The 18,164-nt window shown below is 72.1% G+C and carries 15 protein-coding genes and 1 CRISPR repeat array; of the genes, 11 read left to right on the top strand and 4 right to left on the bottom strand.

Annotated elements, in window-relative coordinates; translation table 11 throughout:
• Nucleotides 1-12: 12 nt before the first annotated feature.
• The 6 genes from J5X07_RS03315 to J5X07_RS03290 all read left to right on the top strand — a co-directional run bounded on the left by J5X07_RS03315 (nucleotide 13) and on the right by J5X07_RS03290 (nucleotide 8,311).
• Nucleotides 13-969 (top strand): NAD(P)-dependent oxidoreductase, encoded by a 957-nt coding sequence (locus J5X07_RS03315; protein ID WP_243896399.1) that lies wholly within the window; start codon nucleotides 13-15, stop codon nucleotides 967-969.
• A 6-nt stretch (nucleotides 970-975) separates the two neighbouring features.
• A complete protein-coding gene (gcl, locus tag J5X07_RS03310) occupies nucleotides 976-2,763 on the top strand; it encodes a glyoxylate carboligase (RefSeq protein WP_208478676.1) in 1,788 nt (595 codons plus the stop codon).
• A gap of 127 nt (nucleotides 2,764-2,890) precedes the next feature.
• The gene (locus tag J5X07_RS03305; RefSeq protein ID WP_208478675.1) at nucleotides 2,891-4,396 is read left to right on the top strand and encodes an NCS1 family nucleobase:cation symporter-1; all 1,506 of its coding nucleotides are present in this window, start codon (nucleotides 2,891-2,893) and stop codon (nucleotides 4,394-4,396) included.
• 217 nt (nucleotides 4,397-4,613) lie between these two features.
• On the top strand, nucleotides 4,614-5,477 hold the full coding sequence (locus J5X07_RS03300; protein WP_208478674.1) for a DUF817 domain-containing protein: 864 nt from the start codon (nucleotides 4,614-4,616) through the stop codon (nucleotides 5,475-5,477).
• Nucleotides 5,478-5,784: 307 nt separating this feature from the next.
• The gene (locus J5X07_RS03295) at nucleotides 5,785-6,018 is read left to right on the top strand and encodes a hypothetical protein (RefSeq protein WP_208478673.1); all 234 of its coding nucleotides are present in this window, start codon (nucleotides 5,785-5,787) and stop codon (nucleotides 6,016-6,018) included.
• Between the two features lie 286 nt (nucleotides 6,019-6,304).
• Nucleotides 6,305-8,311, top strand: a complete 2,007-nt coding sequence (locus J5X07_RS03290) for a hypothetical protein (RefSeq protein WP_208478672.1) — start codon at nucleotides 6,305-6,307, stop codon at nucleotides 8,309-8,311.
• Nucleotides 8,312-8,374: 63 nt separating this feature from the next.
• Here the strand turns inward: J5X07_RS03290 and J5X07_RS03285 are convergent, their stop codons facing one another.
• The gene (locus J5X07_RS03285; RefSeq protein ID WP_208478671.1) at nucleotides 8,375-8,782 is read right to left on the bottom strand and encodes a phage holin family protein; all 408 of its coding nucleotides are present in this window, start codon (nucleotides 8,780-8,782) and stop codon (nucleotides 8,375-8,377) included.
• Nucleotides 8,783-8,829: 47 nt separating this feature from the next.
• On the opposite strand from J5X07_RS03285, the gene hisC reads away from it, so the two are divergent.
• The 5 genes from hisC to cas2 all read left to right on the top strand — a co-directional run bounded on the left by hisC (nucleotide 8,830) and on the right by cas2 (nucleotide 13,723).
• On the top strand, nucleotides 8,830-10,014 hold the full coding sequence (gene hisC, locus J5X07_RS03280) for a histidinol-phosphate transaminase (protein ID WP_208478670.1): 1,185 nt from the start codon (nucleotides 8,830-8,832) through the stop codon (nucleotides 10,012-10,014).
• A gap of 35 nt (nucleotides 10,015-10,049) precedes the next feature.
• Nucleotides 10,050-11,915 carry a glycoside hydrolase family 13 protein gene (locus J5X07_RS03275; RefSeq protein WP_341769389.1) on the top strand — a complete coding sequence of 622 codons (1,866 nt, stop codon included), beginning with the start codon at nucleotides 10,050-10,052 and terminating at the stop codon, nucleotides 11,913-11,915.
• A 56-nt stretch (nucleotides 11,916-11,971) separates the two neighbouring features.
• Nucleotides 11,972-13,108, top strand: coding sequence for a type I-G CRISPR-associated protein Csb2 (csb2, locus tag J5X07_RS03270; protein ID WP_208478668.1), 1,137 nt, complete (start codon nucleotides 11,972-11,974; stop codon nucleotides 13,106-13,108).
• 133 nt (nucleotides 13,109-13,241) lie between these two features.
• Nucleotides 13,242-13,424, top strand: a complete 183-nt coding sequence (locus J5X07_RS03265; protein WP_185731987.1) for a hypothetical protein — start codon at nucleotides 13,242-13,244, stop codon at nucleotides 13,422-13,424.
• A complete protein-coding gene (gene cas2, locus J5X07_RS03260; protein ID WP_208478667.1) occupies nucleotides 13,424-13,723 on the top strand; it encodes a CRISPR-associated endonuclease Cas2 in 300 nt (99 codons plus the stop codon). Before J5X07_RS03265 ends, cas2 begins: the two co-directional genes overlap by 1 nt.
• Nucleotides 13,724-13,899: 176 nt before the next feature.
• Nucleotides 13,900-14,439: a CRISPR direct-repeat array (repeat unit 36 nt; unit sequence GTTGCAGTTCCTCCGGGAACTGCACTTCATTGAAGC).
• A 220-nt stretch (nucleotides 14,440-14,659) separates the two neighbouring features.
• Here the strand turns inward: cas2 and J5X07_RS03255 are convergent.
• From J5X07_RS03255 to J5X07_RS03245, 3 genes are all read right to left on the bottom strand, one after another.
• The gene (locus tag J5X07_RS03255; protein WP_208478666.1) at nucleotides 14,660-16,444 is read right to left on the bottom strand and encodes a carbohydrate-binding domain-containing protein; all 1,785 of its coding nucleotides are present in this window, start codon (nucleotides 16,442-16,444) and stop codon (nucleotides 14,660-14,662) included.
• Between the two features lie 67 nt (nucleotides 16,445-16,511).
• Nucleotides 16,512-17,429 carry a polyphosphate polymerase domain-containing protein gene (locus tag J5X07_RS03250; protein WP_243896397.1) on the bottom strand — a complete coding sequence of 306 codons (918 nt, stop codon included), beginning with the start codon at nucleotides 17,427-17,429 and terminating at the stop codon, nucleotides 16,512-16,514.
• Between the two features lie 26 nt (nucleotides 17,430-17,455).
• Nucleotides 17,456-18,109, bottom strand: coding sequence for a DUF4956 domain-containing protein (locus tag J5X07_RS03245; protein ID WP_208478665.1), 654 nt, complete (start codon nucleotides 18,107-18,109; stop codon nucleotides 17,456-17,458).
• Nucleotides 18,110-18,164 lie beyond the last annotated feature (55 nt).

The following is an 18,164-nucleotide window of genomic DNA, read 5'->3' as shown; positions in this document are numbered from 1 at the left end:
CAGGCCGGGGGCATGATGATGATGCATAGCGGCGTGGCCGGGCCCAGCGGGCAGGCGGGCCCCTCCGGCCCCCCTCCGCGGACCGTCGGATTCGTCGGCCTGGGGGCCATGGGCCTGCCCATGGCCCTGCGGCTCCTGGAGGCCGGCCACCGGGTCCGCGGGGGCTCGCGCGACGCCCGGCGCCTGGAGCGCTTCACGGCGGCCGGGGGCCGGGCCTGCGCCACCCTGGCCCAGACCCTCCAGGGGGCCGACGTCGTCATCACCATGCTCCCCGACGGCGGCGTCGTCCGCGAGGTCATGGAGCAGGAGGGCGGCGTGGCGCGGACTGTGCCCGCCGGCACCCTGCTCATCGACATGACCACCGCCAGCCCCCGGGAGGCCAGGGAGCTGGCCGACCGGGGCCAGGAGCTGGGGATCGAGGTCCTCGACGCCCCGGTCTCCGGCGGCGTCAGGGGCGCGCAGGCCGGGACCCTGACCATCATGGTGGGGGGCGCCGAGCAGGCCCTGGAGCGCGCCCGGCCCCTCCTGGAGGCCATGGGCACCACGATCACGCACCTGGGGCCGGCCGGCTCGGGGCAGGTGGCCAAGGCCGCCAACCAGATGATCGTCGGCGCCGGCCTGGTGGCCCTGGGGGAGGCGGTCCTGCTGCTGGAGGCCAGCGGCCTGGACGCCGGGAGGGCGCTGTCGGCCCTGTCCGGCGGCCTCGCGGGCTCGCGGATCATGGAGCTCAAGGCCCCCGCCATCCTCTCCCGGGACTTCTCCCCGACCTTCACCGCAGGGCTCCACGCCAAGGACATGAGAATCGCCCAGGACCTGGCCGACTCGCTCGGCTGCGTCCTGCCCGTTTCCCAGACGGTCACCCAGACGCTCGATGCCGCTGTCGCCAATGGGCTGGCCGACCTGGACCACGCTGCGGTGGTCCGGGTGACAGAACTGCTCAGCGGCACCCACCGTAACGACCGGAAGTGAGAAGTCATGGCACGAATGCGAGCAGTTGACGCGATCGCCCTCATCCTGGAGAAGGAGGGGGCCACTCAGGCCTTCGGCGTGCCCGGGGCGGCGATCAACCCCCTGTACTCGGCGATGAAGCAGCACGGCGGCATCCGGCACATCCTGGCCCGCCATGTCGAGGCCGCCTCCCACATGGCCGAGGGCTTCACCAGGACCCGCGCAGGCAACATCGGCGTGTGCATCGGAACCTCGGGACCGGGCGGGACGGACATGGTCACCGGCCTGTACTCGGCCAGCGCCGACTCCATCCCGATCCTGTGCCTGACCGGGCAGGCCACCGTCCCCATGCTCCACAAGGAGGAGTTCCAGGCCGTCGACATCGCCTCGGTGGCGGCCCCGGTGACCAAGATGGCGGTCACCGTCCTGGAGCCCGCGCAGATCCCCGGCACCTTCGCCAAGGCCTTCCAGCTCATGCGCTCCGACCGCCCCGGGCCCGTCCTCATCGACCTGCCCCTGGATGTCCAGATGGCGGAGATCGACTTCGACATCGACGCCTACGAGCCGCTGCCGGTCACCTGCCCGACCATGTCCCGCCACCAGGCCGAGCGCATCCTGGACATGCTCGACGGCGCCGAGCACCCCGTGCTCATCGCCGGTGGAGGCATCATCAACGCCGACGCCTCCGAGGACCTCGTGGCCCTGGCCGAGTACCTCGGCATCCCGGTCATCTCCACCCTCATGGGTTGGGGCTCCATCCCCGACGACCACCGCCTGGCCCAGGGGATGGCCGGCATCCAGACCTCCCAGCGCTACGCCAACGCCACCTTCCTGGCCTCCGACCTGGTCATCGGGGTGGGCAACCGGTGGGCCGCCCGGCACACCGGGAGGATCGAGACCTACCGCGAGGGCCGCCGCTTCGTGCACATCGACATCGAGGCCACCCAGATCGGCCGGGTCTTCCCGCCCGACTTCTGGTCCGTCTCCGATGCCGGCGCGGCCCTGCGCACCCTGCTGGAGGCCGCCCAGGAGCGCTACGGCGCCCCCCTGGAGCGCTACGGGGCCTGGGTGGAGGAGTGCGACGAGCGCAAGTCCACCCTGCTGCGCAAGACCCACTTCGACAACGTGCCCATGAAGCCGCAGCGGGTCTACGAGGAGATGTGCCGCGCCTTCGGCCCCGAGACCCGGTACGTCACCACGATCGGGCTGTCCCAGATCGCCGCGGCCCAGATGCTGCACGTCTACCGGCCCCGGCACTGGGTCAATGCGGGCCAGGCCGGCCCCCTGGGCTGGACCGTCCCGGCGGCCATCGGGGCGGCCGTGGCCGACCCCGAGACCCCGGTGGTGGCGCTGTCGGGGGACTACGACTTCCAGTTCCTCATCGAGGAGCTCGCCGTGGCCGCCCAGTTCCAGATCCCCTACGTGCACGTGGTGGTCAACAACGCCTACCTGGGGCTGATCCGCCAGGCCCAGCGCAACTTCGACATGGACTACCAGGTCCAGCTCTCCTTCGAGAACATCAACGCCCCCGCCACCGAGGGGTACGGGGTGGACCACGTCGGCGTCGTGGAGGCCCTGGGCTGCCGGGCCATCCGCGTGCGCACCCCCGAGGAGCTGGCCCGGGCCCTGGCCACTGCGCGCGAGACCGCGCTGCGCGACCGCGTGCCGGTGGTGGTCGAGGCCATCCTCGAGCGCGTCACCAACATCTCCATGGGCACCGCCATCGACGCGGTCAACGAGTTCGAGGAGATCGCCGAGGACCCGGCGGTCGACGCCCCCCAGGCGGTGGGCCTGCGCGGAGCCGGCCCCGCCTGACCCGGGAAGCCGGGAGATCCCAGGGGCATCGCGATCGCGGCGGTGCCCCTGGGGACTCGCACCCTGAAGAAGAGACCCAACCGATCATCCACCTGCATTCCCCTACAACGGCGTGAGGAGAGCCCAGATGAAAGCCGTGGAAGTCGACCGCGAGGAACTGAGCCGCGGTGACGCGGACGGACGACTGTTCAATGACGACCTGGCCCCGGCCAGGCCCGGTGACCGCACGTGGAACAGCTACTCCCTGTTCTCGCTGTGGATGAATGACGCCCACAACGCCTCGAACTACACCTTCGCCGCCGCCCTGTTCATCGGAACGGGCGCCCTCATGGGCATGACGCCCCTGGCGATCGTCATCGGCGTGCTCGTGGCCACCCTCATCATCTTCGGGGCGTGCTGCATCTCGGGGCTCATGGGCTATGAGACCGGCGCCCCCTACCCCGTGATCTCCCGCGTGACCTGGGGCGTGTGGGGGGCGAACTTCCCCGCGGTCGTGCGCGGGATCGTGGCCATCGCCTGGTACGGCATCCAGACCTACCTGGCCTCGATCTCCCTGGAGCTGCTGCTCATGCGGATCATCCCCGCGGTGCAGGACTGGGACGCCTCCATCCTGGGGCTGCGCGCCTCGGGGTGGCTCGCCTTCCTGGCGCTGTCGGCGATCCAGCTGTTCATCGTGTGGCGCGGCATGGATGCGGTGCGCCACTTCCAGGGCCTGGCCGGGCCCATCATCTGGGTGATCATGATCGGCCTGGGCGTGTGGATGCTGTGGCAGGCCGACTGGAGGTTCGACTGGATGGTCAACGCCGACGGCGCCACGCCCCCGCTGGGCTACCAGGTCTACCAGATCCTGGTCACTGTGGGCCTGACCGTGGGGACCCTGGCGACCCTCATGCTCAACTTCTCCGACTTCGCCCGCTACGCGCCCAGCGCCCGATCCATGATCCTGGGCAACGCCCTGGGCCTGCCCCTGAACTGGACCGCCTTCGCCATGACCTCCGTGCTGTGCTCGGCGGCCGCCATCGAGGTCTACGGCGAGGCCTTCCACGACCCCGGCGACCTGCTGGCGCGCATCGACAACGACCTGGTCTTCTACGTGGTGAGCATCGGGTTCATCGTGGCCACCATCGGGGTCAACATCGTGGCCAACTTCGTCTCGGCGGCCTTCGACCTGTCCAACGTCCACCCCAAGCACATCTCCTTCCGGGTGGGCGGCATCATCGCGGTCATCGCCTCCATCGTGGTCACCCCGTGGAACCTCTACGGCAGCCCCACGGCGATCACCTACTTCCTGGGCTCCCTGGGAGCCCTGCTGGGCCCGTTCTTCGGGATCCTGGTGCTCGACTACTTCTACTACAAGCGCTCCCGGGTCGACCTGCGCGACCTCTACTCCCCCAGGGAGGACGGGCGCTACTACTACCAGCGGGGCTTCAACATGAATGCGGTCGTGGCCTTCATCCCCGCGGCGATCGTGGCGCTGTGCATCGCGCTGCTGCCCTTCGAGCTGTGCCGCGAGCTGGCGCCCTTCTCCTGGTTCATCGCCGCGCCCCTGGGGGCGCTGTGCTACTGGGCGGTGATGAGCGCCCGCGGCGAGCGCGCCGAGCCTGCTGCGGTCGAGGCGGAGGCGAGGGGCTGACAGCGCCCAGAGCACTGGGCGCCAGCCGGGTCCCGGATGCCGCCGGGCGCCGTCGGGAGGGGCCACTGCTCCCGACGGAGCCCGGTCCCCGTGCGCGCAGTGCCGCGACGGGGACCCGCCCGGGGCTAGGGCCATGGGGACCGCTCCCCGCCGCGGCGGGGCCCGCGATCGGGCCGTCGTGGCGCGCGGGCGCACGCAGGGAACGCATACTGCGTCAGTGCCCCCATCCGTGCGACTCCCCTTCACCCGCGCCGAGCTGATCGGGCGCAGGCTCGTGCAGTTCGCGGTCATCCAGTTGGCCTGCTGCGCCTTCCCCCTCGCGATCTTCGCGGGCCTGGCGGTCTCCCTGCTCGTGTGGGGCGCCGTGGAGATGCCGCTGGAGCGCTACGACGCCCTGCTCATCTACGTGGTGATCATCCAGATCGCCTTCGTGGCCCTGAGGCTGGAGACCTGGCGGGAGCTGGGGGTCATCTGCGCCTTCCACCTCATCGGCCTGGCCCTGGAGGTGTTCAAGGTCCGCATCGGGTCCTGGGCCTACCCCGATGCGGGGGTGGTGCGCCTGGGCGGCGTGCCGCTGTTCTCCGGCTTCATGTACGCCTCGGTCGGCTCCTACATCTGCCAGGCCTTCCGGCGCTTCGACCTTCATGTGGGGGGATTCCGGTGGTGGCCGGTGAGCATCCTGGCGGTGATGGCCTACATCAACTTCTTCACCCACCATGTCATCGCCGATCTTCGCTGGGCCATCGCCCTGGGCTTCGTGGCGGCCCTGTGGGGCTCCACGGTGCACTTCACGGTGGGCGGCGATCGCTACTGGATGCCCACGGCCCTGTCCTTCGTCCTCATCGGCTTCTTCCTGTGGGTGGCCGAGAACCTGGCCACCGGGCTCAGCGCGTGGCGCTACCCCGACCAGGCCGAGGGGTGGCACCTGGTGCACGCCGGCAAGCTCGGCAGCTGGGCGCTGCTCATCTCCCTGAGCTTCGTGCTGGTCGCCGCCGTCAAGGCCCGGGAGGGCACCCTCTACGGCAGGGGCCTGCCCCGAGTCGTGCGCGGGCGCCTGGAGCGGGGTGGGGCGCCCCGGTAGGGCCGGGTGGGCCCATTGCCTGCGGGGTGATCCGCATCCCGCTGGGTCACTCGCATCCCGCTGGGCCTGTGGGCCCCTGATGAGCCGGCGAGCAGCGAGTGACCCAGCAGAACACGGGAGATCCAGCGACGAGGGGCACCGGTGCGGTGCCGGCGGGGCGGGCGAGTCCCACCCTGCGGCAGCGATTCCGGCGATCCTCGCGCCTGTGCGGCGAGTCGGGATCCACATGCCGCGCTCCTGCAGGCTGCGTCCACAGCCCCGGAGCCGATCGGAGCGCGGCGGGTTCCAGCGGTCCTAGCGTCGTGCCATGAGTCTTGACCTGATGCTCGCCGACGGCGACTACGACACCGCCGTCGCCCTCATGCCCACCACTGTGCCCCCCACCTGGAGCGGCGGGGCCGCCACCGCCTTCCAGTCCAGCCTGGACAGCGCGGTCCTGCTCCTCAGCGGCATCCAGGGGCTCCTGGACATCGCAGCGCTGGCCGTCAAGGATCTCGACGGCGCCAGCGCCCAGTGCGGGGCGGTGAGCACCGGTGGCTGATAGCGCGACCTCCGCCCCGCCGGCGCCCACGGCCGGCAGCCCGGGAGCCCCCGCAGGCTCCGGCACCGGCGTCTCCCCGGGGTCGCTCCAGGGCGCCGCCACTCCCATGCTCACCCTGCCGGCCCCTGCCCCGGGGGAGCCCGGCCCAGCGCCGGCACCCGGCCCGCCGCCAGTGCGCACCCCGGCCCCGGGGGAGCCCGTCGCCGTGCCGACCCCCGTTCCGAGCCATGCCGACCCCGGCGCAGGAAGCCTCACCGAGCCGGCTCCGCAGCCCGGAGCGCCACCGGTGGATCCCCTCCCGGACCCGATCCACAGCCCCCACGGGCACGAGTGGAGCATCCCGTGGGCGGGCAGTGGCGCCGCGATCATCGTCAGCGGCGGCACCATCTCGGTGAGCACCGACGATCTGGATGCCACCGCCAGCTCCCTGACCCTGGCGGCCGCCTCCCTCGATGATGCGCGCACCCATGCCCAGGCGGCCCTCAGCGAGGTCCAGGCCCGGCCCGCGCCGGTGGCTCCCGACCCCATGCCCTCCACCCAGATCAGCCTCATCCCCGCCTGCCAGGACCCCTACGCCTCCGCGCCCGCCCCCATAGGGGCTGTCCGCAGCTGCACACCGGCCGTGCCCGCCCCCACCTCACCGCTCGACGGCCTTCCCGCCTTCACCGAGCCCGGCTCACTCAGCTCCTGGGCGCCGGGCCAATGGGATCCGGCCATCACCTTCGAGCTGAGGAGATCCACCGCGGTCACTGCGCTGAACAGCCTCATCAGCGGGCCGGGATCACTGCAGGACACCGCCTCGGCGCTGCGCGCCCTGGCCTCGGACCTCAGCGCCTGCTCCGAGCTCTACGGCCTGGCCGAGGGCTCGGCGACACCGGGAGCGGGCACCATGGGGCCGGTGGATATGCGGGCCTTCGACAACATGCTGCTCAACCGGGCACTGGGGCCCGCGGTTGCCGGGGCCGGCCTCGCCCTGACCCCGGGGACCGATCTCTACCAGTGGATCCTCGACAACGTCTCAGAGAACGAGATGATGCTGGCCGGGGTGCAGAGCCTGACCGTGCTGCTCAACGACCCCGCCACCGCTCAGTGGGTGAAGAACGACATCGCCCGCCTCATCCTGCTCAGCAGCTGGCTGAGCCGGGCCAGGACCGGCCGGGAGGCGGTGACCATCCAGGCCTATCTGGACTCGGTGGCCCGGCGCATCGACCCCTGGGTGAGCCAGCAGCTGCCCGAGACCACGCAGGTGGGCACTCGCACGGTGAGCACCGCCAGCCTCACCCCCATGCAGCGGGCCTGCCTCCACCTGGCCGGCCTCTCGGGCCGCAGCGGGGCCGGGATCTTCGGCTCCCAGGCGGGGCTGAGCGTCACGCCTCTCAACGGCCGCGGCCGCACCAGGCTTCCCCCCGCACGCGAGGACCCCTACGGTCTGGGCACCCCCGTGGCCCCCGGCCTCCTGGGAGCCATGACGCCCTCCTCCGCCCCGCGCACCATCTCCGAGACCATCAGCCACTGCCAGTCCGTCCAGAGCATCGGCAGCCGGATGCAGGATGAGGGCGAGGAGGCCGGCGTCATCTCCATCCAGCGCACTGAGCATGCCGATGGCCGGGTCTCCTGGGTGGTCTACGTGCCGGGCACCACCGACTGGACCAGTGGGGACCATGAGCCCCAGGACCTGCTGACCAACCTGGAGGCGGTGGCCGGGGTGCCCACGGTCATGGAGAGCGCCGTCGTCACCGCCATGCGCCAGGCGGGGATCCAGTCCGGGCAGGAGGTCGCCCTCTACGGCCACTCCCAGGGCGGGATCACCGTGTCCAACCTGGCCGCTGATCCCGCCATCAAGGAGCGCTACACCATCACCTCCGTGCTCACCGCCGGAAGCCCCACGGCGGAGGCCGACATCCCCGACGACGTCCAGGTCCTGCACTTGGAGAACACCGGTGATGCCGTGCCGGGCCTGGAGGGGCGGGCCACTCCCACCGGCCCCCACCGCCAGGTGGCCCTCATCGACACCCACCAGCTGGGGATCGAGCAGTACCCTCACGGCTCCGATGTCTACGCCCGGGCCACCCAGGGGATCGAGGAGGCCTATCCCGAGATCGCACCATGGAGTGAGTCCTTCAACCGCGTCACGGGGGCGGGGGAGGAGGGGGCGGTGACCACCGAGCAGGTCTTCGCCATCCAGCGGGACCTGAACGACCCCGCCGGCCCGGCCCACCGTCCGGGAAGCGGTCCTCCGCTGCTCCTGGGCACGGTCCCCAGGCTGCCCGGCCACGCCCCGGGCGCGGGCTAGGGGCCGGCTGAGGAGGTGGGGCGGACCCGCAGGGGCTCCTCAAAGCGGTGCCGGCCACGGGGCTCACTCCTCCCGGGGGCCCAGCACCGCGACGATGAGTGCCGAGATCACCGAGACGATGAGGGATCCGGCCACTGCGGCGCCGAAGGAGGAGACCTCCAGGCCCAGGGGCACCGGGCCGCCGGCCCCCAGGGCATCCAGGTTGTCCGTCAGCCACCCCGCCAGGGACAGCATGGCGCCGTTGACCACCAGGGCGAACAGCCCGAAGGTCAGGATGTACAGGGGCAGGGCAACCAGGCGCGCCGCGGGCTTGATCAGCGAGTTGACCAGCGCCAGCACCAGGCCCAGCACCACGAGGTTGATCCACGTCGCCGCAGTGGACACGCCCTGGGGCACGCTCAGTCCCACGAGCAGGGAGGTGGCCAGCCACAGGCCCGCCGCATTGCCGAGGGTCCGCACGATCAGTTCCATGCCGCGCATCCTTCCAGGCGGCGCTGCGCAGTGCCAGGATGGGGGCTATGAGCACCGTCAGCGCCAGGCGCGCCGAGAGCCCGGCAGGCCCCGAGAGCCCGGAACGCGCCGCGGGCCCGGCGCGCCCCACGACCACGGTGCGCATCCGCCCCGATCTCGCCGACCTGCCCGCCTATGTTCCCGGGTCCCGGGCGTGGGGCGCCCAGGCGGTCAAGCTGTCCTCCAACGAGCTCCCCCACCCGCCCCAGGAGGCGGTGGTCGAGGCCATCGCGGGGGCGGCCCGGGAGGTCAACCGCTACCCGGAGATGACCGGGGCGGGCCTGGTGGCGGCCCTGGCGGAGCACTGGGGGGTCACCCCCGACCAGGTGGTCGTGGGCAATGGCTCGGTCGCCCTCATCCAGCACCTGCTGGACACGGTCTGCGAGCCGGGCGATGAGGTGGTCCTGCCCTGGCGCTCCTTCGAGGCCTACCCGATCTGCGTGGCCGTGGCCGGGGCACGGGCCATCCGCGTCCCCCTGGATCCCCGGGCCCGCCACGACATCCCCGCGATGCTGGCGGCGATCACCCCCCGCACCCGCATGGTCATCGCCTGCAGCCCCAACAACCCCACCGGCACGGTGCTCAGCGCCGCCGACCTGGCCGCACTGGTGGAGGGCGTGCCCCGGGACGTGGTGGTGCTCGTCGACGAGGCCTACCTGGACTTCGTCACCGACCCCGGGGCCGGCCGGGCCCTGCCCCTGCTGGCCTCCCACCCCAACCTGGTCATCGCGCGCACCTTCTCCAAGGCCCACGCCCTGGCCGGGCTGCGCGTGGGCTGCCTCATCGCCGAGCCGGGCCTGGCCTGCGCCGTGCGCTCGGTGTGCACGCCCTTCGGCGTCAGCCTGCCCGCCCAGGCCGCCGCCCTGGCCGCCCTGGGGGAGGCGGCCCTGGCCGAGACCGCGCGGCGCTGCCGGGGCATCGCCGTCGAGCGCGACCGCCTGGCCGGGGTCCTGCGCGACCAGGGGTGGCAGGTGCCCCAGGCGCAGGGGAACTTCCTGTGGCTGCCGGCGGGACGGGAGGCGGGCGCCCTGGCCGAGCACTTCGCGCAGGCGGGCCTGCTGGTGCGTCCCTTCGCCGGCGAGGGCGTGCGGGTGAGCGTGGGCCTGCCCGCCGACAACGAGCGGGTGGCGGCCGCCGCAGCCGCATGGATGGGCGCAGGAGGATCTGCAGGAGGATCGTCGTCGGGCGCGTGAGGCCCGGCGGGGCCGACCTGTGGCACAGTCCTCCCGTGACCGACAGCCCCGCCCCGCCCCGGGCCTCCCGACCCCACCGCCCCGCCCCGCCCGCCGCACAGCAGCGGCCGTGGTGGAAGGACGCGGTGGTCTACCAGATCTACCCGCGCTCCTTCGCCGACGCCGACGGCAACGGCATCGGGGACCTGGTGGGCATCACCTCCCGCGTGCCCTATCTGCGCGAGCTGGGGGTGGACGCCGTGTGGCTCTCGCCCTTCTACCCCTCCGCGCTCGCGGACGGGGGGTACGACGTCGACGACTACCGGGACGTGGCACCCGAGATCGGAACCCTGGAGGACTTCGACGAGATGGTCGGGGCCCTCCATGCCGCCGGCATCCGGGTCCTGGTCGATATCGTCCCCAATCACTCCTCCAACCGCCACGAGTGGTTCCGCGCCGCCCTGGCCGGCGGGCCCGACGCGCCCGAGCGGGACCTCTACCACGTGCGGCCGGGCACCGGCCCCGACGGGGCCGAGCCGCCCAACGACTGGCGGTCGATCTTCGGGGGCCCGGCCTGGGAGCGCATCGAGGACCGCGACGCCCAGGGGCGGGCCCTCACCGGCCCAGGGACCGGGCGCCCCTACCAGTGGTACCTCCACATCTTCGCCGTCCAGCAGCCCGACCTCAACTGGGGCCACCCGCAGGTGCGCGAGCACTTCCGCGGCACCCTGCGCTTCTGGGCGGACCGCGGGGTGGACGGCTTCCGCGTCGATGCGGCGCTGGGCATGGCCAAGGACATGTCCGAGCCCTACCGGCCCTTCTCCCAGATGCCCTGGTGGCCCCTGCCCGAGGACGGATCCCACCCCCTGTTCGACCGCGATGAGGTCCACGAGATCTACCGCGAGTGGCGCAGCATCCTGGAGGACTACGACCCGCCCCGCTTCGCCGTGGCCGAGGCGGGGGTGGCGGCCTCGAGGCGCGCGGCCTATGCCGCCAGTGTGGGCCAGGCCTTCAACTTCCAGATGCAGGACGCCGACTTCACCCCCGCCTCCTACCGGTGGGCGGTCGAGGCCGGGCTCGATGACCTGGAGCGCTGCGGCTCGACCACCTGGGTGCTGGGCTGCCACGACGTCATCCGCGTGGCCTCCCGCTACGGCTTCGACCCGCGGGGCGCGGGCAGGCAGGACGAGGGCCGGGGCGCCGCTCAGGAGGCCGGTGCCTCCCCCGATGGCCGGGGCGCCGAGGAGCCCGGGCCCTACGACCCGGCGCAGGGGGACGAGCCCGCGGGGGCGAGCCTGGCCCTGGCCCGCCAGTGGGTGGTCGCCAACGGCGTGGCCCCCGTGGGGGATGCGGCCGCCGGCAGGCGCCGGGCCCTGGCCGGGGCCCTGCTGGTCATGGCCCTGCCCGGCTCCATGTACATCTACCAGGGGGATGAGCTGGGCCTGCCCGAGGTCCCCGACATCCCCGAGGACCGCTTGCAGGACCCCATCGCGCTGCGCAGGCGCGCGGTGGAGAAGGGCCGCGACGGCTGCCGGGTGCCGCTGCCCTGGACGCGCACGGGGGCCTCCAGCGGCTTCGGCCCCGAGGACGGCGCCGAGCCCCACCTGCCCCAGCCCCCGTCCTGGGGGACTCTCAGCGCCCAGGCCCAGGAGGGGGAGGCCGGCTCCGCCCTGGAGCTCTACCGCCGGGGGCTGGCGCTGCGCCGCCGGGTGTGGGGCGCGGCCAACGATGCGCCCCTGACCTGGCTGGAGGCCCCGGAGCACGCCCTGGCCTTCGCCCGCGGCGGCCTGCAGTGCTGGACGGCCTTCGGGGCCCCGGTGGAACTGCCCGCGGGCGAGGTCATCCTGTCCAGCGCCCCCATCGACGCCGGTGCCCAGCCCGCGGTCCTGCCTGCCGACGCCACCGCCTGGCTGCTCACCTGAACCGGCCCTGACCAGTGCGATGAGGGGGGCCGTGACCGACTCCACTGCCGTGGCGGATGGTGATCCGCTCCCGGCCCGGCTCCCGCGCATCGAGTGGCACCTCAAGGGCGGTCAGGCCCGCCTCGGCCGGCCCCTGGCCGCTGCGTCTGCGGGTGGCCGCTGCGGGGCGCACCAGGATCCTGCAGGATCTCCATATCCGGGCCCACTCGGAGCGGCCGCCCACCCCCGGGGATGACCGCCCCAAGGCCGAGGAGATGATCATCAACGCCCCCACCTCCGAGGAGTGCACGCGCATGGTGCGGTACGCCCCCGTCAACGCCGATGACCCCGCGAACGGGCAGGACCCGCCGTGGCGGGATGTCCTGATCCTCAAGGCCGATGACGGCACGGGGGAGGTGATCGCGCCGGAGCGCCGACTGGGGTGGTGCGTGGCCCTCCACCGCGCCCTGGTCTCCCGGATCGGCGACGGCGCCCCCGCCGTCGTCACCGGGCGCTACCCCGAGGGCGCGGCGGTGCCCGCCAACCGGCTGGCCATCCACTACCTGCCGGCCCCGGACCTGGCGCGCTCGGCGGCTGCGGGGCCGGTATCGGCCCCGGGCGCCTTCCTGGTGATGCTCCCCTCCCGGGTCACCGACGATGAGACCGCCGTGATCCTGGGCGCCCTGGCGGGCATGAGGCACCTGCGCTCCCGGTGGGGGCGGGCGCGCCTGCAGCCGGTGGGGGAGATCCTCGACGCCCGGTGCTTCTGGCCCGGTCCCGGCCCAGGCGCGGCACGGCTGTGGTCCCCCGCCCCGGTGGCGGTGCCCGAGGTCACCCGGCAGCGGGGCTCCTGGGGTTTCGAGGACGCGATCCTGCTGTCCCTGGGCTTCGTGTGGCGCGATGCGCTCAGTGCCTCCGAGGGCCCCGTGCCCAAGGGGGCCCAGGGCTATCGGGAGCTGGTGGCCCGGGTCCGCCAGCGCGGCGCCGGGGTCATGTGGTACCGCAGGCGTGTGCGCCACCCGAGCGCCTACGCCCACAGGATGCCCCCGGGCATGGTCGCCCAGCCCTACACCGCCCTCCTGAGCACGGGGGAGCTGTGCCCGGACACCGGGCTCACCGCTATCGGCCAGAGCCGGCACCTGGGAGGGGGGCTCCTGGTCCCGGCCGACCTGCCGGCCGAGCTGGTGCGCGAGGGGCTCGGAGGCCCACGATGATCGGCATCGAGGAGTCCGGGACTGGTGGTGGTCACCATGCGCGGCGTGGCCGCCACGGACCGCGGCATGCTGGTGCGCGCGCAACGGGGAGGTCTCCGAGGCGGACATCAGCAGTGCGATAGGCGGCTGCCGCATGACCGATCGTGGGCGCAAGCAGCTGATCGCCGGATTCGAGCGGCGAGTGGAGACCACCTTCAAGCACCCGGTGTTCGGCTACGACGTCACATGGCGGCGCGCGATCGAGGTCCAGGCGCGCCTGGTGCTGGGTGCCATCGATGGCACCCAGGAGGCGTACCGGGGAGTGACGGTGCGCTGATGCGTGACGACGTCAGACGCGTCCTTGTGGCCTACGATGTCCCGTCGGACCGGCGCTGGAACCGGGTGGCGAAGAAACTGCTGACCTACGGCGACCGCATCCAGTACTCGGTGTTCGTCGTGGATGCCTCCCCGGCCAAGCTCCTGCGGATGCGCGGCGAACTGGACGGGATCATCGACGCCGAGGAGGATTCCGTGCTCCTATGCGATGTGGGCCTGCTGTCCTCCATCGACGAGCGGCGCTTCTCCTATGTGGGCCTGACCCGGACCATCACACCGGAGGGGCCGCTCATCGCCTGATGCGAGCGCTCCGGTGCTCTGGGATCCCCGCGGAGCGCTCGCGGGCGGGAATCGTTGAGACTGCGGGCATCGTGCGCTAGCCTTGAGCGACGCGGAGGGCGCCGGCCGGCTTGCTGGCCGCAGCGCTCGCAGAACCCCCTCGGATCCCCGGCAGGCCGGGCTATTCTGAGGGTGCTGTTGCAGTTCCTCCGGGAACTGCACTTCATTGAAGCCGGAAGACATCCAGGGAACCCTCGAAAGTGGGCGGTGTTGCAGTTCCTCCGGGAACTGCACTTCATTGAAGCATCACCGCGCTATGGGCAGTAGCGGGGCGGATAGTGAAGTTGCAGTTCCTCCGGGAACTGCACTTCATTGAAGCATGGGCGTCTCGCGTACGGTCATCCCAAAGGTGGGTTGCAGTTCCTCCGGGAACTGCACTTCATTGAAGCGAGTGCGGAATCCCCGCCGATACGGCGGAGCATAGTCGTTGCAGTTCCTCTGGGAACTGCACTTCATTGAAGCGACCTCCAGAACGGCGCCTTCGGGCACAAGGAGGCCGTTGCAGTTCCTCCGGGAACTGCACTTCATTGAAGCCCGTACCCCCAGGTGCGGAACCCCGCCCGCTGCGCGGTTGCAGTTCCTCCGGGAACTGCACTTCATTGAAGCTGCATGACCGGGGCGGGGATCAAAACAGCCACCCGGTTGCAGTTCCTCCGGGAACTGCACTTCATTGAAGCAGCATGAATCTCTGCCCCAGGTCCGCCCCTCTCAGGTTGCGGTTCCTCCGGGAACCGCGATGCCCACATGACAGTACTGGGGGTGGGAGCCGCAGAATCTTGCGGCTCCCACCCCCAGTACTCGGAGATGCGCGGTGGGGTCGACCCCGTGATGGGCAGGGCAGTCCAGGAGTCGCCCGCCCCCGTTGCGGGCCCTGGCAAGCGGCCCCGCGCCGGGGCCTCAACCCTGAGCGGATGAGCCCTGGTCGCCCTGCCCCTCAGGTGCCTGCCCGCCAGGCTCCTGGCCACTCCGGCCACCAGGACCGCCCGCACCACCAGGGGCCTGGCCACCAGCCATGGGCCCGCCCATCCCGGCGGACAGGGCGGAGGCGGTCGCGGTAGCAGAGCCGCCGGACGTGGAGGACACCGTGTACTCCCTGCCCTCCTCCAGGCCCAGGACCGTGATATCGGCGGCGGAGATCGCACTGGTCAGCGACCACTCCGAAGCCCCGCTGAGGGTGATGGTGTCTCCTTCAGCGACAGCGGGCGCCCCGGTGAGGCCCACAAGGGTCGTGGCCCCGTTGGCGTCGATCGCCCCGTCCATGGAGCCCGTCGAGCCCCCGATGACCACCCTGCCCCCGGTGACATGGGCCGAGCCATTGGAGTCGATGCCGTCCGAGGCGGCGTAGCCCACCTGGACGGCGCCCCCCGAGATCGTCAGCACCGATCCGTCGTCGGACTCCGAGTCGGCGCTCTCATGGCCCTCGATGACGTGGTCGCCATTGGAGGCGTTGATCCCGTCATCTCCGGAGGTCACGGACAGCTCGCCGCCGCTGATGGTCACGAAGGGGGCCTGGAGGCCCTCATCAGCGGTGTTGAGGGTCAGCGTGCCCGAGTCCTGGGTGTAGCTCACCCCCGCGCTGATCCCCTTGGGGGAAGGGGCGGCGTCCTGGGACTCCTCGCCGGACTGCGCCCCCGTCCCGGGATCCTCCTGCGGCACCGCAGCGGCCTGGCCCCCTCCCGCGGTGATCTCCAGGGTCGTGCCGGCCACCGTGACATCGGTGGCCGCCGTGATGCCGTCGTCGCCGGAGACCAGGGTGAGCCAGGCCTCGCCCAGCGACACGAAGCCCTTGGTCTCATCGGTGTCCTCACTGGACTTCACCGCATCCCCACCGGCATTGATGGTCAGCCTCCCGGAGCTGATCGCCACATAGTCCTTGCCGCGCAGGCCGTCGTCGGCGGCCGTGACCTCGATGGTGGTGCCGCCCGTGATGATGAGGCCGTTCTTCGAGGAGATGCCGTCCCTGTGCGAGCCGGTCACGGACAGCGAGCCGGTGCCGGTGAGCGTGAGGGTGTCGGAGGAGAACAGGGCGGCGGTCGGCGCCTCGGAGGAGGTGTCGGCGTAGACGGCGCCATCGGCCAGCGCGTTGGTCGAGCCCTCGGCCAGGACCACGATCGCCTCCCCGGCGTCCTGGATATCGATGGCCGGGCCATCACTGCTGGTGATCGAGGCGCCGTCCAGGACGATGCGCACCTGGGCGCCCGGGGCCGCCACCACGATCCTGCCATTGGAGGTCTGTCCCGAGACCACATAGGTCCCCGCCTCGGTGATGGTCACCATCGAGCCCTCCGCGCTGGCGCCTTCGCCCTGGACGGTGGCGGCCGTGCCGGACAGGGCGATGGTGGTGGCGCCGGAGGCATCCACCGTGCCGGCGTCGTCCTGGGGGGTGGAGGCCTGCTCGACCTGCGCGTTGGCGGCCAGGATGTCGGCAGTGGTCGCGCCGGCGGAGGCGGAGGCGATGGCCTCGGAGATCGTGGTCCAGGCCGTGCCCGAGGACTCTGAGGCCGTCGAGGACTGCGAGGCCGACGACGCCGAGCCGGACTGGCCGGCCGATGCCGCCTGGGCGTCGGTAGCGGTGCCGGAGGCGGAGCATCCGGCGGCCAGGCTCAGGGCGGCCAGGCTCAGGGCGGCCAGCAGGACGATCGGTCCGGTGGTGCGGCGGTGAAGGAGAGTGCGGGTGATCATGATTCTGTCCTTGTGGTGGTATCGGTGGGTCAGTGCGGAACGGGCGTCCGGGTGGGCGCGAAGGGCCTCAGGCCGCCGTCGCCAGGCCGGTCGGCCTGACGATCCCGGTGGGATCGGCGGGACCACGGGCCAGGAGGCGGTGCCACCTGTTGGCCGGGAGCCCGGGGTGGAGCAGGGCCATTCCGGTGGCGTACTTGGAGAGGCGCTCCGGCCGGTGGCCGGCGGACCACAGCAGCCGGTCGGTTGATGAGGGGCGGGCCGGGTTCTTCGTCTCGACGACGGCGCAGCCCTGGAGCCCCACTGGGGCGCCGGGCCCGGCGGCCGGGGCCGGTGCCCCGGGCGCTCTCCGCCAGGCCGTGCGGCTCAGGCGCCTCCAGGTCACGTCGGTGTCGATGGTGGCGCGGGCCCCGTCATCGGGCAGGTGCAGGGTGCAGCGCCGGTAGGTGGTGGCGAGCACGGGGGCGAGCGACCCGGCGATGCGCTCGGCGGCCCGCGCGTCGGCGATCCCCAGGGAGCTCAGGCAGGAGGCCACGAAGTCGCGCCCCTCCTCGGTCATGCGGCCCGAGTCTCCGGGGCGATAGGCGATGCGGGTCTTGACGGTGGCCTCGCGCGAACCCTGGGTCTTGACCTCCAGGAAGCACAGGTCGCAGTCCAGGTAGGTGCGGGTGCGGACCTTGAAGCGGTGCCGGCGCTTGCGCGCCGCGCGCATGTAGGACTCCAGGCCGGGGGTGTCGAAGTAGGTGGAGGCGTAGGAGAGACTGCGCCGGCCTTCGATCTGCAGGATCTGCGCCCGATCCGTCAGTGCATCGATGAGCCCCTGGGCCTCGGGCAGGGGGACGAGGTACTTGCGGTCCACGCGGGTCAGGAGTCCCGCTGCTGCCTCCAGCTGTTCCAGGCTGATGGCGGGCAGGCGCTGCGTGATCAGTGCTGAGGGAGGTGAGACGGGCGGTGCTGGGGGCATGGCGGGGGCGGCTGGGCGGGTCATGCGGGATCCTCCTGGGACGGCGGGCCTCAACCCGCGATGACGGCCTGGCGGGCGCTGGCCCAGCTGTCCGCCGGCGAGGCCGCGGAGGGCAGGCCGGTGGCGGTGGCGTCGGCACTGAGACCGGTGGTGGCGGTGGTGCGGGGCAGTTGGAAGCGCACGTCGACCTGGGTGGTGTCGTTGACCAGGTCGAGGCGCTGGACCTCCAGGGAGCGGACCTGGCCACCCAGGGTGCGCTCCAGGTGGGCGATGAGTGCGGTCTCGTCGCTGATGGCGCGGTCCAGGAGGATGACCTGGTGGCGGTGGCGGCGCATGAGGGCGGGGTGGTCGCCGATCCACAGGGAGGCCACGACCAGGGCCATGAGAGCGCCCACGCCCAGGATCGGGGCGGTCTGGATGCCGCCGAGCAGGCCCAGGGCCAGGGCGGCGAAGAAGTAGGCGACCTCGTGCTGGGCCAGCTGGGTGGAGCGCAGTCGGATGATGGACAGCACGCCGAACAGGCCCAGCCCCAGGCCGGCGCCGATATCTGCTGTGGACAGCAGGAGGGTGACGGCCAGGACGCCGATGTTGACGCCGATATAGGCGGCCACGAGGTCCTTGCGGCTGTGGCGAGGGGCATAGAGGACGCCGATCAGGATGCCGAGGGCGATGAGGTCGGCGGCGATGTGCATGAGAGTGCTCATGGAGTGACTCCTCGTGTGTCGGGCGGCCCTTTCGGGCTGGCACCAAGGAGTCAAG

Origin of the sequence: Actinomyces bowdenii, assembly GCF_017592395.1 — a bacterium.
Classification (GTDB): Bacteria; Actinomycetota; Actinomycetes; order Actinomycetales; family Actinomycetaceae; genus Actinomyces; species Actinomyces bowdenii.
The sequence above is the reverse complement of the archived record's forward strand: the minus strand, read 5'-3'. Positions and strand labels throughout refer to the sequence as shown.

Coding starts and splice junctions, on each gene's coding strand:
- J5X07_RS03305 (WP_208478675.1), top strand. CDS start 2,891: ATGAAAGCCGTGGAAGTCGACCGCGAGGAACTGAGCCGCGGTGACGCG.
- J5X07_RS03315 (WP_243896399.1), top strand. CDS start 13: ATGATGATGATGCATAGCGGCGTGGCCGGGCCCAGCGGGCAGGCGGGC.
- J5X07_RS03255 (WP_208478666.1), bottom strand. CDS start 16,444: ATGATCACCCGCACTCTCCTTCACCGCCGCACCACCGGACCGATCGTC.
- csb2 (WP_208478668.1), top strand. CDS start 11,972: ATGGTGATCCGCTCCCGGCCCGGCTCCCGCGCATCGAGTGGCACCTCA.
- J5X07_RS03265 (WP_185731987.1), top strand. CDS start 13,242: ATGACCGATCGTGGGCGCAAGCAGCTGATCGCCGGATTCGAGCGGCGA.
- J5X07_RS03245 (WP_208478665.1), bottom strand. CDS start 18,109: ATGAGCACTCTCATGCACATCGCCGCCGACCTCATCGCCCTCGGCATC.
- J5X07_RS03250 (WP_243896397.1), bottom strand. CDS start 17,429: ATGACCCGCCCAGCCGCCCCCGCCATGCCCCCAGCACCGCCCGTCTCA.
- cas2 (WP_208478667.1), top strand. CDS start 13,424: ATGCGTGACGACGTCAGACGCGTCCTTGTGGCCTACGATGTCCCGTCG.
- hisC (WP_208478670.1), top strand. CDS start 8,830: ATGAGCACCGTCAGCGCCAGGCGCGCCGAGAGCCCGGCAGGCCCCGAG.
- J5X07_RS03285 (WP_208478671.1), bottom strand. CDS start 8,782: ATGGAACTGATCGTGCGGACCCTCGGCAATGCGGCGGGCCTGTGGCTG.
- J5X07_RS03295 (WP_208478673.1), top strand. CDS start 5,785: ATGAGTCTTGACCTGATGCTCGCCGACGGCGACTACGACACCGCCGTC.
- gcl (WP_208478676.1), top strand. CDS start 976: ATGGCACGAATGCGAGCAGTTGACGCGATCGCCCTCATCCTGGAGAAG.